At 43.8% G+C, this 15,643-nt stretch carries 12 protein-coding genes and 1 pseudogene; 6 read left to right on the top strand and 7 right to left on the bottom strand.

Translation table 11 applies throughout. The features are described 5' to 3' along the window. Positions 1–204: 204 nt before the first annotated feature. From IM462_RS03900 to IM462_RS03890, 3 genes are all read right to left on the bottom strand, one after another. Entirely contained in the window at positions 205–1,410 is a 1,206-nt protein-coding gene (locus tag IM462_RS03900; protein ID WP_287702277.1) for an argininosuccinate synthase, read from the bottom strand. Positions 1,411–1,572: 162 nt separating this feature from the next. Continuing rightward, positions 1,573–3,564 carry a DICT sensory domain-containing protein gene (locus IM462_RS03895; protein WP_287702275.1) on the bottom strand — a complete coding sequence of 664 codons (1,992 nt, stop codon included), beginning with the start codon at positions 3,562–3,564 and terminating at the stop codon, positions 1,573–1,575. 379 nt (positions 3,565–3,943) lie between these two features. Then, positions 3,944–4,078, bottom strand: a complete 135-nt coding sequence (locus tag IM462_RS03890) for a hypothetical protein (RefSeq protein WP_287702273.1) — start codon at positions 4,076–4,078, stop codon at positions 3,944–3,946. Between the two features lie 82 nt (positions 4,079–4,160). On the opposite strand from IM462_RS03890, the gene IM462_RS03885 reads away from it, so the two are divergent. Then, positions 4,161–5,099, top strand: a complete 939-nt coding sequence (locus IM462_RS03885) for an SGNH/GDSL hydrolase family protein (protein ID WP_287702271.1) — start codon at positions 4,161–4,163, stop codon at positions 5,097–5,099. Positions 5,100–5,348: 249 nt separating this feature from the next. Here the strand turns inward: IM462_RS03885 and IM462_RS03880 are convergent, their stop codons facing one another. Both IM462_RS03880 and IM462_RS03875 read right to left on the bottom strand, forming a co-directional pair. Next, the gene (locus tag IM462_RS03880; protein ID WP_287702269.1) at positions 5,349–6,476 is read right to left on the bottom strand and encodes a 5-(carboxyamino)imidazole ribonucleotide synthase; all 1,128 of its coding nucleotides are present in this window, start codon (positions 6,474–6,476) and stop codon (positions 5,349–5,351) included. After that, entirely contained in the window at positions 6,473–6,982 is a 510-nt protein-coding gene (locus tag IM462_RS03875) for a pentapeptide repeat-containing protein (RefSeq protein WP_287702267.1), read from the bottom strand. The genes IM462_RS03880 and IM462_RS03875 overlap by 4 nt, the downstream gene beginning before the upstream one ends. A gap of 270 nt (positions 6,983–7,252) precedes the next feature. On the opposite strand from IM462_RS03875, the gene IM462_RS03870 reads away from it, so the two are divergent. Next, positions 7,253–8,116, top strand: a complete 864-nt coding sequence (locus IM462_RS03870) for a branched-chain amino acid ABC transporter permease (protein ID WP_287702265.1) — start codon at positions 7,253–7,255, stop codon at positions 8,114–8,116. A 133-nt stretch (positions 8,117–8,249) separates the two neighbouring features. Here IM462_RS03870 and IM462_RS03865 read toward each other — a convergent pair whose 3' ends face one another. Further along, positions 8,250–8,633, bottom strand: a complete 384-nt coding sequence (locus tag IM462_RS03865; RefSeq protein ID WP_287702279.1) for a DUF4346 domain-containing protein — start codon at positions 8,631–8,633, stop codon at positions 8,250–8,252. A gap of 629 nt (positions 8,634–9,262) precedes the next feature. On the opposite strand from IM462_RS03865, the pseudogene IM462_RS03860 reads away from it, so the two are divergent. Continuing rightward, positions 9,263–9,962, top strand: a pseudogene (locus tag IM462_RS03860) (transposase); the annotation flags it as partial. A gap of 163 nt (positions 9,963–10,125) precedes the next feature. On the opposite strand, the gene IM462_RS03855 reads toward IM462_RS03860, so the two are convergent. Continuing rightward, positions 10,126–12,249: a serine/threonine-protein kinase gene (locus tag IM462_RS03855; RefSeq protein ID WP_287702263.1), complete on the bottom strand. Its 2,124-nt coding sequence runs from the start codon at positions 12,247–12,249 to the stop codon at positions 10,126–10,128. Between the two features lie 208 nt (positions 12,250–12,457). On the opposite strand from IM462_RS03855, the gene IM462_RS03850 reads away from it, so the two are divergent. From IM462_RS03850 to IM462_RS03840, 3 genes are all read left to right on the top strand, one after another. Further along, positions 12,458–13,126: a hypothetical protein gene (locus IM462_RS03850; RefSeq protein ID WP_104397215.1), complete on the top strand. Its 669-nt coding sequence runs from the start codon at positions 12,458–12,460 to the stop codon at positions 13,124–13,126. 151 nt (positions 13,127–13,277) lie between these two features. Then, entirely contained in the window at positions 13,278–14,447 is a 1,170-nt protein-coding gene (locus tag IM462_RS03845) for an HhoA/HhoB/HtrA family serine endopeptidase (RefSeq protein WP_287702261.1), read from the top strand. 215 nt (positions 14,448–14,662) lie between these two features. After that, the gene (locus tag IM462_RS03840; protein WP_287702258.1) at positions 14,663–15,451 is read left to right on the top strand and encodes a mechanosensitive ion channel family protein; all 789 of its coding nucleotides are present in this window, start codon (positions 14,663–14,665) and stop codon (positions 15,449–15,451) included. Positions 15,452–15,643 lie beyond the last annotated feature (192 nt).

The following is a 15,643-nucleotide window of genomic DNA, read 5'->3' as shown; positions in this document are numbered from 1 at the left end:
TTTTATGGGCAGATATTTTAAAACTGTCTCTTGAAGCTAATTATGATGATTATCTTGAAAAAAAATGATAATTAGACAGAAGTTCTCTTGTTCACATAGAGAACTTTATCTTCTTTTGTTTTCAAAATGAGAATTGCTGGTAGGGACGAATTGCCTTCGCCCCTACAATAATAATTATTAACGGTATTAGTGGAGGATTGTTGATTACTTCCCTCTAGTTTTTTCGGCCCAAACTTTGCTGGGTAATCCCCAAACATAGATGAAACCTTCGGCAGCTTTATGATCAAATTGATCCTCGGCTCCGTAGGTAGCTAAATCGGGAGAATAGATAGAATTGACTGACTGACGACCGACCACTTTAGCGTTACCTTTAAACAGTTTCACTCGCACCGATCCCGTTACCTGTTCTTGGGTTTTGAGGATAAAAGCATCGATCGCTTCCTTTAAGGGACTGTACCACAATCCTTTATAAATTAACTGTCCGTAGGTCTCTTCAATTCCCCGTTTATATTGGGTAACATCTCCAGTTAAAGTCAAACTTTCTAAGTCCCGGTGAGCGTCAATTAAAACTAATAAAGCCGGGGCCTCGTAAATTTCTCGGGATTTAATTCCCACTACCCGGTTTTCGATCATATCTAACCGACCAACACCGTGTTTACCCACTAGGTCATTTAATTGACTAATTAGCGTGACAGAATCGAGATTTTCTCCGTTTAAACTGATAGGAATCCCCTGATTAAAACCAATATCGACGTATTCCGGCTCGTTGGGAGTATCGGCGATCGCTTTGGTCATTAGATAGATTTCTTCCGGGGGTTCCGTCATCGGATCTTCCAAAGGACCTGCTTCAATACTGCGCCCCAACAGGTTACGATCGATACTAAAAGGCGAGGATTTTTTCACGGGAGACTCAATCCCGAATTTTTCCCCGTAGGCGATGGTTTCTTCCCGGCTCATGCCCCATTCCCTGGCGGGAGCGAGAACTTTTAAACTAGGATTGAGGGCCATAATGCCCACATCAAAACGCACTTGATCGTTACCTTTGCCGGTGCAACCGTGAGCGACGGCATCGGCCCCGTATTTCTCGGCGGCCTCTACTAATAATTTAGCAATTAGAGGACGAGCCAGGGCGGTAGAAAGGGGATAACGATTTTCGTAGAGAGCATTAGCTTGAATTGAGGGAAAAGCGTATTCTTTGACGAACTCTTCCTGAGCATTGACCACTAAGGATTCGATCGCTCCGCAGCGCAGGGCTTTTTCTTGAATCGGTCCTAATTCGTCTCCTTGTCCTAAATCGGCGGCTAGGGTAATCACTTCTTCTACTCCCCATTCCTGTTTGAGATAGGGAATACAGACGGAAGTATCGACTCCTCCGGAATAAGCTAAAACCACTCTCTTGGCGCGTCCCATAATTTTTTCACCTAAAAACGACTAATTGATTACTCTTTTAAGTTTATTATATATCCTGGGGATTGGATGCTTCTTTTTTAATGCTTTTTTGTTTAGTTTTTGATGAAGAAAAGGAATAGGAAGTCACGAGCAAAGAGCCAAAACTAAACGGGCAACCAGCCGCTATTTACGTTTACTGGCAGGACGACGGGAGGATTTTTTCGGAGCGGTATTTTGGGGATTATCGTTAGTTTTATCTTTAAATATTGGAATAGTAAAATGAAACTGACTGCCGTGATTTTTGCCCCTAGATTCTGCCCAAATTTCGCCGCCCCAACCATTAACGATCTGACGACAGATAGCCAATCCTAACCCAGTTCCCCCGGCACTGCGTCGCAGGGCCCCCTCCTCTTGGTAAAAGCGATCAAAAACCTGTTCTAAACGATTGGGTTCGATCCCGCGTCCGGTGTCAGAAATCGTCACTTCTAGAGTTTTTGATTTTCCCAAAGCGACTTCGATCGAGACATTTCCCTCGCGACCGGTAAACTTACAGGCATTATCGAGAAGTTTGGAGAGTAATTCCACTAACCACTCGCCATCGGCTAAAACAAAGGGCAGATTAGGGGGGACAAGATTAATAATTTTTGGGTTTTCGTTGTCGAGATTGCGGGCGTGAACATGACTGATGGCTAATTCCACACATTCCGATAAGGATAAAGCTTCAGGATTCCAATTAACCCGGCCACTTTCTAACCTGGAAAGAGTTAAAAAATCTTGGATTAATTTACGCATTCGTTCCGCATCTTTCAGGGCAGTATCAAGCATAATTTGGCGTATTTCCGCCGGCATATCCGGTTCCGAGGCCAAACTTTCTAGACAGACTTGAATGGTGGACAGGGGGGTGCGTAATTCGTGGCCGGTAATGGCGACTAAATTAGAACGAGTGCGATCGAGGGCGGCTAATTGTTCATTTAAATCCTGTAAATTAGCGTAGGCTTCGGCTTGAATGAGGGCGACTCCGATTTGAGTGGCCACCGCATCCACCAGGGCGACATCCTCGCTTTTCCAAGTGGTGGTATAGGGTCCACAGTGATGCAGTTCCAACATTCCCAAGAGACGACTTTGGTAAAAAATCGGCACTAATAACCAAGAATAGATGGAACATTCCCGCACCAGATTTTGAATGGAATCCCCGGGGAGACGGGGATCGTGAATAGCGTCTTCGATTTTTAGGGATTCTCTCAATTCCAGCGCTTCCTGAAAAAGAGGATTATTTTTCAGAGGCCATTTTTGTCCTTTGATGGAACTAATGCCGGAGTTTAAAAATTCGTGTTCGATGGTGGCGTTAATGTCGGCTTCCTTACAACGATAGACCACGCAGCGACAGACTCCCAATCCCTGCCCCAATTTCCGCACTGCCACCTGGAGGATATCTTCCGGATCGAGGGAACGACGGATCGCCGCTGTTACCGAGTTGATCAGTCTTTCTTTGTGTTCTTTCGATGCCAGGGAACGATTGGCTTTCAGCAGTTTATACTGTCCCGCTTGCAAATAAGTGACCAATCGCTGGACAAAGGGATCCGGTTCCTCTTGATGATCCCTGTCCGTCAGTTCACAGATCAGGTATTCTTCTTGAGCGCGCCTAATTTTGTCCGCCAGTTCGGGACGATAATCGAGAATATGATTTAAAAGAATTTGGGCGGCCTGTTGACTCACATGGCGATCACTCGTCCAAATCCCCTCAAAACGGCGATTATTATCCATAGCTGCCCTATTTTCCCCTTCGGCTACCAGATGGGTTCGTTCCCGACAGATCAAACAACTAGCATAATGGCGACCGATAACCACTAGATGCCATTCTTGGGCTAAACTGTCATCCGGTTGAAAAGCGATCGTCTCGTAAACGTCGGAACTATGCTTAAAATCGGTTTCTGGGGCGGACAAAACATAAACTTGCCCGCTTTTGTGGGCAATGCGTCGATAGCGATGGGCCTCTTGACGATAAAAGCGCTCACGCTGAAAACTGGCAATCACTAATGGTTGATCGTCTTCCGCTAAAACCTGATCCTCCATGGCGTGGGATAGCGCGGTCAGGGATGCTTTGAAGTACATCTGCGATCGCCATTGGGGGAGTAACTGCAACAGTTCTGTTAAAACAGAAGTTGATCTGCTCATCGATGATCTGTTTCGAGTCGAGTGTGACTAGCAAGCGCAATAGAGGGAACTAGCAATTTCTCCCTTGACCCTATCCTACAGGCTCAAGGGGACAAGAGGTGAGATCGTGATGGCCAGAAATTTAAACCGAGTGATGCCAAAAGTGAGCGAAATTATTCTAGTTAACTAGAGGTTGCTGAATAAATCTAAAAACCTTGTTGGGTAAGACTTTTAGACTTTTGGGAAATCAAAAAGTGCCAGCCATTGGTAGGGATCGAGGGGAAATTTTAGGGACTTTTTCCCTGAAAATTAGGGAATTTATCAGATGAAAAGGGGTACAACCCTACACCCTACACCCCACACCCTGCCACCACGAGAAACTTTTTGCCGCAAACCCTAACTAGATGTAGGCAACTTTCATTGCCCAAACGATCAGCGCAATAATACTGCCGATGACGATAATCGACGATATCGCCACTACTACCGGTTTATCGGCTCCCTCGAATTTCATAATGCCACGATTTAAGTCTGACATTGCCCTTAACTCCTTTTCATGAGATGGATGTGGAAAGTATGAGACACTTTAGGATCATAAATTAGCGAACTCTCATCTATCCGTGTTATTAGAAATTGGTATCATTCGGCTGTCTTTAATCATTCTAGGCGTTCTTTTCGCCCTTGGCCTTCTCCTGGAGGCTATTTTAAGAATTGTCTTCGGGTTCGGTAATCCGCTTATTTACAAAGCTGATGCCGAAATTGGCTATCTTTTGGCTCCTAATCAACAAACGCGCCGGTTTTCCAATTTTATCGCCGTTAATCAGTATTCGATGCGGAGCGATCCGATTACACCCCAACGGCCCCCGGAGACGACGAGAATCATGTTAATCGGTGATTCGATCGCTAATGGCTCCTGGTGGACAGATCAAAAAGAGACCATTGCTGCTTTAATCGCCAAAAATTTAGGACAGAATCTGACGGGTTCAGTGGAGGTTCTCAATGCTTCCGCTAATTCGTGGGGACCGCGCAATCAATTGGCCTATCTGCGACGTTTCGGCACCTTTGAATCTCAGGTGATTGTGTTATTAATGAACACCGATGATCTGTTCGCTTTAGCTCCTAGTTCGGCGGTGGTGGGACGAGAAATTAATTATCCCGCTCGCCGGCCGGCTTTAGCTTTAATCGAATTGTATGATCGATATTTTAAGCGTTATCCTCCCCTGCCACAAGTGCAGGAAGCGGGCGATCGAGTGGGCAATAATTTAACCGCTCTTGCCCAAATTAAAGCCCTTGCTCAGGCTAATCAATCCCCTTTAATTATCGCTATTACTCCCCTCATTCGCGAAGCTCAAAAACAGGGGCGAGATTATGAATTGAAATCCCGTCAAAGACTAGCGGATTTCACCAGCAACCAGCAGATTTTTTATCTAGATTTTCTGCCCATTTTTCAAGCCCATCCTACTCCTGATTCCCTCTATATCGATAATATTCATCTTAGTCGAGACGGTAACGAGTTAATTAGTCAAAAACTGACCGAGGCAATCAAAAAAGTCTTTTAATTAGGGTTGCCTGAAAAAGTTTGTTGCTGGGCGCATAATTCAGTTATCAGTTATCATTTATCAGTTAAGTAGGTAGGTATTAAAAACTTTCAGATCCCCCCGCCTATCGGCACCCCCCTTATCAAGGGGGGCAGGGGGGATCGAACCTCAAATACATTTTTAATATAATTATAACCAGCTACTTATCAGTTCACTGATTACTGTTTACTGTTCACTGTTTACTGTTCACTGAAAATACACCCCACTTCCCTAACAACCATACCAAAGCTTTTCTATCTGTTTTGCTAGGGCCAATAACTCAGAGCGATCGCTTGTATCCCTTAAGAGGGTGACATGGCCTAATTTTCGACCGGGACGGGATTTTTTACCATACCAAAAAACCTGAGCGCCGGGGATTGCCGCTAAAACTGCTCTTTTTTCGGCATAATCACCGTCACTATCCTCAAAACCCAATAGATTCACCATAACTGCCCCGGCAGATTTTAAATCCGTGGCTCCGAGGGGCAAATTAGCCACTGCTTGCAGTTGTAGGGCAAATTGGGAGGTAAGACAGGCAGAAAGGCTGTAATGACCCGAATTATGGGTACGGGGAGCGATTTCATTAATCAATACCTCTCCCTGCGGAGTGACAAATAATTCGATTCCGAAAACACCCACCGCCGACAAACTACTTAACAGATGATGGGCGATATGTTCGGTTTGAGACTGTAAAGATTGGTTAAGAGCGGCGGGAGCGATTACCCAGTGACAGACTTGCTCCTCTTGATGGGTTTCCACCACGGGATAGGTGACGATTTCCCCGGTTAATCCCCTAGCGGCAACGATGGCTAATTCGCGCTCGTAGGGAATATAAGCTTCTAACATCAAGTCAAGACGCTCTAATTGCGGCTTTTTGGCACTTAATTCTTCAGGAGTGCGGATAATAAAGGTTCCTTGACCATCATAACCGTGTCGTCGCGCTTTCAGCACTAGCGGAAAAGGATAATTTTCTAATTGGGATAAATTATCTATCGCCCAAAAATCAGGCACAGGCAACCCTAGGGAGCGCAAATAAGATCTTTGCTCGTATTTATCCAATAGGGGGCGCAGATTTGCCAAACTAGGATAGAATTGCACTCCTGTGGCCGCTAATTCTTCTAGGGCATCTAAATTAACAAACTCATTTTCAAAAGTGATCAGATCACAATGTTGAGCTAGTTTTTTTGTGCCTTCCGCGTCAGCTATTTCCGCGAAGACAACCTCGTCAGCTAAAGCAACGGCGGGATCGTCGGGGTGTGGTGTTTGTAAAATTAGAGAAATGCCTAATTTCTTGGCTTCCTGTGCCATCATCCAAGCTAATTGTCCACCACCAATAACACCAACCCTTGTTTGCATCATTGATCACATCCTAAAGATTCTGGAGTAGAGACGCCAGTTTTTGAGTTGACACCCTCGGCTCTTTCACAGAGATTTTTGATTTGTTGCGCGTCAAGCACTGCAAAACTAAAATCAGCACCGTTGATGTTTACTCCCTCGAAAATGGTACGCAGCATAATCGCTTCGGCAAAAATGGCATCGCTTAAATCGGAATTTTTAAAGGTACTCAGATAGGCTAAACCATTGGTTAAGTCCGCTCCATGAAAGTTGCCTTCGATGATAGAGGCTCCGTTAAACACTGCCCCGCGCAAATCGGCAGAGCTAAAGTTAGAATCTTGCAGATTAACGTTAGTAAATTGGGCAGATTGCAAATTTTGTCCCGAAAAATCCTTTCCTGTCAGATTCTGGTTTTCATAACTGGCATTGGCTCCTGTGACAGCAGCAGAACTGGCAGCTAAGGCATGGACAGGAGATAGGATAAATAGTAAGGCAAAAAAAGCGATCGCTAATCGAAAGATAGTCTTCATTGGCGGCAAATTCCATCAGTGGGCATTCTTGATTTTATAGCAGTAAGTCATCCGCCGTCAGCTTTTCGCCGGCCGCGAGAAATTGCTGGCACACAAACCTTTATAATAGCTGTCTAAGCTTATACTGCCATGCAATTGGGTCTAAACAAAAATATTTAAGCCACAGGCCCTGAGCTTTCAGCTAAATAAAGTAAAAGACAAAAGTTAATTACTTTTCTCTCTCCTGACTCCTATTTCTAAGGACAATTTCTGATTTATACAAGAGGTTTGATGGATACACCGCAACTTTTATTCAATGGTTTAGCCGTCGGCAGTATTATTGCTCTGGCTGCTGTTGGGTTAACCCTTACCTGTGGCATTTTGCGTCTGTCTAATTTTGCCCACGGCGATTTTATGACTTTGGGTGCTTACATAACTTGGGTGGTAAATGCTCAAGGGATTAATCTCTGGTTAGCGATGCTGGTGGGGGCAGCAGTGACAGCTATTGCCATGCTCATTGCCGAGAGATTATTATGGAAACCTATGCGCGATCGACGGGCTGAGCCTACCACTTTAATTATTATTTCGATCGGTTTGGCTTTATTTCTTCGCAATGGTATTTTAATGATCTGGGGCGGCAGTAATCAACGCTACGATCTGCCTGTGATGACCGCTACAGAAATTTTTGGTATTAAAGTAGCTTTTGATCGCTTGTTAGTCATTGGTTTGGCAATTATAGTTATTATTGCCCTCCATTTTTTATTACAAAAAACTAAGATCGGTAAGGCGATGCGTGCCGTAGCTGACAGCAACGATTTAGCTAGAGTAACTGGAATTAACGTCGAATGGGTTGTCTTCTGGACATGGATAATTACGGGAGTTTTAACTGCTTTAGCCGGAGGTATGTTCGGGTTAATTACCGGGGGAGTACGCCCCAATATGGGCTGGTTTTTAATCTTACCAATGTTTGCGGCCGTTATTTTAGGTGGTATTGGTAATCCCTACGGAGCGATTGCTGGGGCTTTAATTATTGGTGTTGCTCAAGAAATTAGTGTTCCCTTAATTGGTTCTGATTATAAATTAGCCGTGGCTTTATTAATTATGATCTTGCTGTTATTATTCCGTCCCCAAGGTTTATTTAAAGGCACGGTTTAACAGTTAACAGTTATCAGTTATCAGATGTGAGTTTTAAGTTATTTATTTATTTATCTTCATCTTTATCCCTGATTACTGATTACTGTTCACTGTTTACTGTTTACTGATCACTGATCACTGAAAAGCCCAATTTTTAATCCTGAATATATTCTTCCCCAGTGATTAAAGCGTATTCAGCACGGGTGAATTCTCGACCTAAATAAGCAGCATGATCGAACATAGTAATCGGACAAGGTTGGGTTTCTTCGATCACTTTTACGGCTAATTCTTTGGCAGTCCTGGCGGTGTAAATAGTCTCAGGATTGCGATCAAGTTTTTGCCTAACACCGATAACTTTTCCCGTTTCTGGATCGACGGCTAAACCTTTTTCGTTGATAATATTGCTGTAATGTTTGGCACAGATTAACCCAGCTTCTCGATCAAGATAAATAATAAAATATCCTGCGGGATCGAGAGCGATCGGACGTTTAGAAAGTTGATGATCAATAGCTGCGATTTGGGATTTTAATTCGCTCATTTTCTTGACAAAATCACTTAAGTAGTCGTGCAAAATTAATTTCCTAGTCGAGACAGGAGACAGGCTTCGGCCGTGAGCTTTTGCGTTCGACCGAGCGTTCGACAAAAGCTCACGCGGCGGTTCGACAGGCGGTTCGGCTGAGCTCACCGTCGAAGCCTCACCGTCCGCTCGACTGAGCTCGCCGAACGTCCGAAGTCTCACGCCGAGGTCCGAACGGAGACAGGAGACGGGAGACGGGAGACGGGAGACAGCTATTAGGGATCGGATTTGAGTTTTCAGTTCACTGTTTCCTCACACCAGAAGTCTGACGGAGTAGTGGCTTAGATGTGTAATTAATTTTGCTTAGGTACTTAAATATATAGTTGAAAGCAAGAGCAAATTATATCACATACCATCATCCTTGTCCTCTGGCAACATGAGGATAAACGAGGATAAACTCAGAAAAACAGGCTCTTCGGTAATTGTTATGCAAATAATTAACTTAAAATAAAATTCGATAAGAGTGCCTACGCTCAAAAATAGCTAAAATCCATACAGGGAAAGACTTAAGACACAAACAGGTTAATACCAAAAGATAGACAATCGAGTTAAGATTTGATATAATCGCCAAAAACCAGAGTATTTTACTTATGATACTTGACAAATTTTTGAACCTAGAAGGAACCTCTATTCAAGGCTATGTACACCTAGAAAATATCGGTATAGTTTTCCGAATTGAATCGAAAAATAAAAAAGCAACGGCTCGACTGAGCTCGCCGAACGTCCTGTCTTCGTTGTGGGTTAGAGAGCGATAAACTACACCAAAATCATCGACATTTAGTCAAAGATTTACCGCTCTCAGGCCAATCAGTGTACCTACAAGTTAATCGTCGTCAATTTAAGTGCGATAATTGTCAGAAACCCTTTAGCGAAGAGTTAGATTTTGTCGCCAGTAAACGAACCTATACGAAAAGACTAGCCGAGAATATACTTGAACAATTAAAAGAAGGAGATATTTTAAATGTTAGCCGAAGAAATGACGTAACGGAAGAAGAGATTCAAAGAATGCTAGAGGACATCGCTGAAGAAATTACAGAGGCAGACCTATCGAAATTAAAAAGACTAGGAATTGATGAAATCGCTCTAGTGAAGGGACAAAAAAATTACTGTGCAGTTTTAGTAAATTTAGATACGGGAAAACTAATAGCTATTCTAGAGAAGCGAACACAAGAGGAGTTGAGAAAAACGCTTACAGGCTGGGGAAAAGAGGTATTAGAACAAATTGAAGAAGTGAGCATAGACCTTTGGCTAACCTATAAAAATTTAGTGAAAGAATTGATACCATCGGCATAAGGGTTCCATCCCTTATAACCCCCGTCCATTGCATAACACAAACCGAAGAACCCAGCTTATTAGCGCTTGGGAGAACTGAAAAAACAGTTTTATCAAGGACGGGAATTATTGCCGAGAAATACTGGTAAAAAGGGATAAAGCTCCAGAAAAAGAGCGGAAGTTAGCGAACTGGTTCCTCGCTATCCACTTTGGGGGTTGGGTTTTGGGGAGATTGCTGAAGTTCTTGCCAGCGAGTTTCTGCCAGTTGTTTTTGTGTTTGCACTTCTCGGTCATTGGAACGATAACGAAGTGATTCTTGATAAGCTTGAATCGCTCGCTCGTATTGACCGAGTTTAAACCAACTATTGCCTAAACTTTTCCAGGTTTCGGGGTTATCTTTTTGTCTTTGAATCGCCTGTTGATAGGCATTTATGGCTTGAGAATTGTCGCCTAAACGATAGTAAGCGTTACCGATACCGATAAAAACTTCGGCTTTTTGGGAAGAAATACGGCGAGCTTTTTCGTAGGATGCGATCGCTTCTTGAAATCTTTCCATTTGATGAAGTAATGCCCCTTGATTTAACCAGGCTTGATAATAATTAGAATTGGCTTGGGTTGCTTGAGTAAATGCCTCCAAAGCTTCTGAATTGCGGCCTAATTTTTGCAGAATAATCCCTTGACTATAGTGAGCTTGGGAAAATTGGGGATTAAATTGTCCGGCTTTGCTATAACTTTCTAAGGCATCATTAATTTTATTTAATTGATACAAACTATTTCCTTTTTGATACCAAATTAAGGCATTATCTGACTCAATTGCTAGAGCCTGATCGTAGGCTTTAACTGCCCCTTCATAATCCTCAAGATTTTGTAATGACCAACCTTTTTTATACCATATTTTGGCATCATTTTTTTGAAAAGTTAACAATTTTTCAAGAGCTTTTTGGGCGGCGGAATATTGTTGCAGTTCTAGATAAATATCGGCTTTACCTTGCCAAGCTTGACTAGCAGCAGGATTAAGAGATAAGACCTGCTCAAAACTTTCTAAAGCCTCCTGATTTTTGCCTAATTTATCTAAAGCTTCCCCGCGACCGAGCCAAGCTTGCCAAGCGGAATCTGGGTTAATTTGAATAGCTTTTTCGTAGGTATTTAAAGCTTCCGAGTATCTTTTTAAAGCCAATAAAGCATCGGCTTTTCCTTGCAATGCCTCAAGATAATCGGGATTAATTTTTAAGGCTTGACCATAGGAATTAAGGGCATCAGTATAACGTTTGAGTTGATAAAAAGTCTGACCTTGTTGATAGTAATTAATAGAATTACGGGAATTTTGCCAATAGTCAAAACCCAGATAAGCACCAGCTATTAAACCAATTGTCCCAGAGACAAACAAGATTTTTGTTAGCCAAGATTTCCCTTGACGAGCAACTTGACTTTGAGATTTCACTGCCTGGGTAATTTTCGGATCGAGATGATGAATTTTTCCTAATTTTCTCAGAGCGATTAATGCTTCACTGGCGCTGGTATAACGCTGACGAAAATCATAGCAGATCATGCGATCGATAACATCACTAAACTCGGCGCTAGTCATGGCCAAATGTTGCCAGAGAATTTCCCCCGTGCGAGCATCCAAGGGAATATCTTGGGGAGCTTTACCGGTTAAAGCTTGTAATCCAATCATACCAGTGGCATAGATATCGCTACTAAAACGGGGATAACCTTGGGCCTGTTCACTAGGGAAATAACCCGGGGTACCGATAGCGACTGTAGAAACGGTTTTACCTTCTTTAACTACTTGAGTGCTAATTTGTTTGACAGCACCAAAATCAATTAAAACCAATTGATCATCTTGGCTGCGACGAATAAGATTGAAGGGATTAACATCGCGATGGATCACCTGTTTTTGATGGACAAATTCGAGAATTGAGAGAATTTCTATTAATAAAGCCACTACTTTCTCTTCATTTTGCCTATAGACACCGGCAGTAATTTCTGTGGCTAAATCTTCCCCTTCAATGTATTCTTGCACGAGAAAAAATTGCCCATTTTCCTCAAAATAAGCAAATAAACGGGGAATATGGCGATGATTGCCCAATTCTTGCAGGATTTTCGCCTCGGTTTCAAAGAGTCGTCTAGCGATGGCTACAGTTTCGGCATTCCGGCACTGGGGTTGAAATTGTTTGATCACACAGCGATTTTGATTGGGTAACTGGCGATCGCAGGACAAGAAAGTCTGTCCGAATCCCCCTTTTCCCAATTGACGGATAATTTGGTAGCGATGACTAAGGATTTTTCCGGCAGCGAGTTCCATAGACGATGGCAATCCAAGGTTTTTTACTATTCTAGGCTTTTCGGCTCTCTTTTGCGGTCGCTGGACAAAACGCAGAAATTCCCCTATTCTACTTTTTTCCCTATAGAGAGGGAAAAAATTCCCTGTGGAGGGGACTGACATGACAGACAGAAAAAAATAATCTAGAAACAGAGAAAGTTCACTGTTGTTTTTTGAGAGGATAACCGCTATGTCTATCAATCCTGGTACTAGAGCCGGCACAGCTCTACTGATTACCCTGCTGATGGGGTCGATGTCCGGTACTTTTCCCGTCCTCGCTCAAAGTAATATTAATCGGCAACGTCTCATCGCCCAACAAATCTCGATTCCAGCCGGAACAGTTATCCCTTTGAATTACGAGAAAGCCGATAAAATTTTAGTTTCTAAAAGTGATGTTATTCCTCTGACTTTAACCGTAGCCAGAGATATTCGTGATCGGAATGGGAGTGTGGTGATTGCAGCAGGAAGTGAAGTCAAGGGTACTTTAGAAGCGGCAGGCCGAGGTGTGCGCTTTATTGCCGATGAAATTGCCCTCGATGGGGGCAATCGCACCATTCCCCTCAATGCCACTTCCCGATTAATTACTACCACTGAAACCGTGCGTAAAGGGGCAAAAACTCAAGATATCTTAGCGGGAACCGTCGCCGGTGCGGGGGCAGCCACAGCGATCGCTGCTCTTACAGGCGATCGCAAGATCGAAGTTCTCGATGTTTTAGCGGGGGCAGCCGTGGGAACCCTTGCGGGATGGGGTTTACCGACGGCGGGAATTGTCGGTGGTAGTTCCGCGCAGTTATACTCTGTTAACCCCGATCGAGATTTAAATATTACCCTGCAATCGCCCCTAGTGATCAGAGATTAGTAAACGGCAAACCATCACCAAATCCGCCAGCAGACGGATTTGGTGTCAACCATAGATTTAATCGGAGCGATCGATTTGTTAGATTTTTAATAGTCGGTCTGTCAACCGATAGACAGAAACAGTTAAAACATCAGAATTCAGAGATCAAAGTATGAAACTTCCTACAGGGTTACGGCGAACTATTACCCATGCTTTGGCAACTTTTCTGGGAGTTATGCTCGGTTTTAGCAGTTTAGCGGCGGTAAATGCTCAAAATCTGCCCACTGCTGCCACCGATCTGGCCAGAATCCCCCCGGAGATGACGGCGGAAAGTTTTGTCGCTAAGGCAGTGGCCCGCACGGGTGCGGCAGTGGTGCGAATTGACACCGAAGCGATCATTACTCGTCCCAATAGCCCCTTTTTTGATGATCCTTTTTTTCAGGAGTTTTTTGGGGAACAGTTTCGTGTTCCCACCCAGCAGCGAGTGGCGGGCCAGGGATCGGGTTTTATTATCGATGGCAATGGTTTAATCTTAACTAACGCCCATGTGGTCGATAATGCCGATAAGGTAACGGTAACTTTAAAAGATGGTCGTAGCTTTAAAGGAGAAGTACGCGGTACTGATGAGATCACTGATTTAGCCGTGGTGAAAATTAATTCCCAAGGGGAAAATTTACCTGTGGCCGTCCTCGGCAATTCCGCATCCATACAAGTGGGGGACTGGGCGATCGCTGTAGGCAATCCCGTCGGTCTAGATAATACGGTAACTTTAGGAATTATTAGCACGATCGGGCGATCGGCGGCTAAGGCGGGTATTCCCGATAAACGCATTGATTTTATCCAAACTGATGCCGCTATTAACCCGGGTAATTCCGGCGGTCCTTTACTCAACGCCCAAGGGGAAGTCATCGGTATCAATACGGCGATTCGTGCTGATGCCATGGGCATCGGTTTTGCCATTCCCATCGACCGGGCCAAACAGTTACAAGCAACCCTAGAATCAGGTCAAAAGGTGGCCCATCCCTATATCGGTGTGCAGATGGTTAACCTAACTCCCGATTTAGCCCGGGCTAATAATCAAAACCCCAATTCTCCCATGATCGTGCCGGAAGTGTCGGGAATTTTGGTGGTGAAAGTCCTACCCAATACCCCCGCCGAAAAAGCCGGGATCCGTCGCGGGGATGTGATTGTCAAAGCTAATAATCAACCGGTTAGCGATGGCACTGAGTTACAGGAAATGGTGGAAAAAACTGGAATCGGTCAATCTTTACCCCTCAGAATTAGAAGGGGGGAAAGGGCGATCGATCTCACCGTAATCACCGCCCAAATGTCAAATCAGTAATCAGTAATCAGTAATCAGTTATCAGTTATCAGTTATCAGATGTAAGTTTTCAGTTCACTGTTTACTGTTCACTGAAAATACTCCCCATCACCAAATCGGTTTTTTTCCTTGAGAGAGTTCTCGGTTTTTCCTCTCGCCCCTATAATCTGTGTGTAAATTAGCTTTATTTCTTTGCGAGGATAATAACTATGGATCCGGCTCAAGTTAGCAATTAAATGTACTTTATCAGGGATTTAGCGATCAGCTTCGGGGCGAAATTAATCGGGGCGATCCTACTCTGGTTTATCGGTAAATGGTTGATTAATCTAGCGGTTAATCTGCTCAAAACCAGTTTGGCCAAGGGCAACGTCGATCCTACCATCATTAGATATATCATTTCTTTCATCCTCATTGTCCTGCAAGTTGTCCTGATCGTGGCGATTTTGGGCTTTTTTGGCGTTGAAACCACTTCTTTTGCCGCACTTTTAGCCGCTACTGGTATTGCGATCGGGGCTGCCTGGGGGGGGCTGTTGGCCAATTTTGCCGCCGGGGCTTTTTTAGTTATGTTCCGTCCCTTCAAGGTGGGCGATTTTGTCTCTGCGGGAGGTATAACTGGCACGGTGGACGAATTGGGTTTATTTGCCACTACTATTAACACTCCTGACAACATTAAAACTGTAGTCGGCAATAACAGCATTTTTTCTGGGAATATTCAAAATTTTTCCGCTAATCCCTATCGTCGTGTGGAGTTGACCGCTCAATTAAGTCACGGGGTAAATGTCCCAGAAGCGATCGCTCTGTTAAAGGATAAAATTAGCCGTATCCCCAATGTTTTGACTGATCCCGCTCCCGATGTGGAAATTTTAGAATTTAATCCCTCCGGATTTCTCTTAGCAGTACGTCCCTATTGCAGTAACGATAACTATTGGCAGGTCTATTTTGACAGTAATAAGGTTATCTATGAATCCTTCGGTGAAGCGGGCTATCCTATTCCTGCTACCCACACGGTTTTACACAATCAATAGGGTTTGCTTTAAAGACTATATTTCTGGAAAATTATTCAAAGAGGGCGAAGGCCTGAGAGGGGGACAAGCGAGCTAGAAGGTAGATAGGGCAAGCGATATTGCTCTTTGTCCTTTGATGTAATCCTTCAACCGATAGCGGCTAATTTGCATTAGCTCTTCTATATTTTTTTGGAACATTTGATGTAGCTGGAG

The organism is Microcystis sp. M144S2 (genome assembly GCF_020246065.1).
Lineage (GTDB): Bacteria > Cyanobacteriota > Cyanobacteriia > Cyanobacteriales > Microcystaceae > Microcystis > Microcystis ichthyoblabe_A.
Note: the sequence above shows the minus strand (reverse complement) of the source record. Positions and strands in the feature narration are given on the sequence as shown.

What these genes read in the sequence shown, in the direction of transcription:
- IM462_RS03900 (WP_287702277.1), bottom strand. Translation starts at nt 1,410, where the DNA reads ATGGGACGCGCCAAGAGAGTGGTTTTAGCTTATTCCGGAGGAGTCGAT.
- IM462_RS03895 (WP_287702275.1), bottom strand. Translation starts at nt 3,564, where the DNA reads ATGAGCAGATCAACTTCTGTTTTAACAGAACTGTTGCAGTTACTCCCC.
- IM462_RS03890 (WP_287702273.1), bottom strand. Translation starts at nt 4,078, where the DNA reads ATGTCAGACTTAAATCGTGGCATTATGAAATTCGAGGGAGCCGATAAA.
- IM462_RS03880 (WP_287702269.1), bottom strand. Translation starts at nt 6,476, where the DNA reads ATGATGCAAACAAGGGTTGGTGTTATTGGTGGTGGACAATTAGCTTGG.
- IM462_RS03875 (WP_287702267.1), bottom strand. Translation starts at nt 6,982, where the DNA reads ATGAAGACTATCTTTCGATTAGCGATCGCTTTTTTTGCCTTACTATTT.
- IM462_RS03870 (WP_287702265.1), top strand. Translation starts at nt 7,253, where the DNA reads ATGGATACACCGCAACTTTTATTCAATGGTTTAGCCGTCGGCAGTATT.
- IM462_RS03865 (WP_287702279.1), bottom strand. Translation starts at nt 8,633, where the DNA reads ATGAGCGAATTAAAATCCCAAATCGCAGCTATTGATCATCAACTTTCT.
- IM462_RS03855 (WP_287702263.1), bottom strand. Translation starts at nt 12,249, where the DNA reads ATGGAACTCGCTGCCGGAAAAATCCTTAGTCATCGCTACCAAATTATC.
- IM462_RS03850 (WP_104397215.1), top strand. Translation starts at nt 12,458, where the DNA reads ATGTCTATCAATCCTGGTACTAGAGCCGGCACAGCTCTACTGATTACC.
- IM462_RS03845 (WP_287702261.1), top strand. Translation starts at nt 13,278, where the DNA reads ATGAAACTTCCTACAGGGTTACGGCGAACTATTACCCATGCTTTGGCA.
- IM462_RS03840 (WP_287702258.1), top strand. Translation starts at nt 14,663, where the DNA reads ATGTACTTTATCAGGGATTTAGCGATCAGCTTCGGGGCGAAATTAATC.